Annotated in this window: 1 protein-coding gene; it reads right to left on the reverse strand. The window is 47.3% G+C overall.

The features are described from left to right. Window positions 1-760, reverse strand: a 760-nt coding sequence (locus FC65_RS10940) for an HAD-IC family P-type ATPase (RefSeq protein WP_156408640.1), incomplete at its 3' end; no start/stop codon positions are given. Window positions 761-785 lie beyond the last annotated feature (25 nt).

A 785-nucleotide genomic window follows, 5' to 3' on the forward strand; every position in this document is an offset into this window, starting at 1 on the left:
AGAAGGCGAAGACTAAGACTGCTAAAACGAGAACGGCAGGCGTATAATATTGAGCAAAGCGATCGATGAACTTTTCAGCTTTGGACTTCGTGTCTTGGGCTTCTTCGACGAGTTCGATGATTTTAGCAAACGTCGTGTCATCACCCACTTGAGTCGCTTTGATTTTAAGATAGCCGTTTTCGACCATCGTACCAGAATAAACGGAATCATTGAGTTGTTTGTTGACCTGACGGGCTTCACCGGTGATAGAAGCTTCGTTGAGGTAACCATTACCTTCAACGACGACCCCGTCGACAGGGACTTGGCTCCCCGTCTTGACTAAGACAACATCGCCTTCGTCAACATCATCGACGTCGACTTCTTCCGTACCATCAGCGGTTACGAGGGTCGCGGTCGTTGGTGACATGTCAGTCAAACCTTTGATGGCCGTCCGCGTCTTTTGTAACGTTTTGCTTTCGAGGTAGGACCCGAACAAGAATAGGAACGTCACGATGGCTGATTCATTGAATTCGCCAATGATGAAGGCCCCGATAACGGCAATGCTGACTAACAGTTCAATACTGAAGACCTTGTTGCGCAGCGCGCTCCAAGCCCGAACCGCGATCGGAATAACCGCAATCACGGATGCGACAGCCAGAATGACTTGGTAGCCCAGTGTGAATTGGAACAAGTATTTGCTGAGCATGCCGAGGACGATCAGAATACCAGTGATTAATGTGATTTGATTCGTATGTTTAGTTAGAAACCCCTGAATTTTCATAATTTGCAACTCCTTATTTGATTTG

It is taken from the genome of Ligilactobacillus acidipiscis DSM 15836 (assembly GCF_001435755.1).
Lineage (GTDB): Bacteria > Bacillota > Bacilli > Lactobacillales > Lactobacillaceae > Ligilactobacillus > Ligilactobacillus acidipiscis.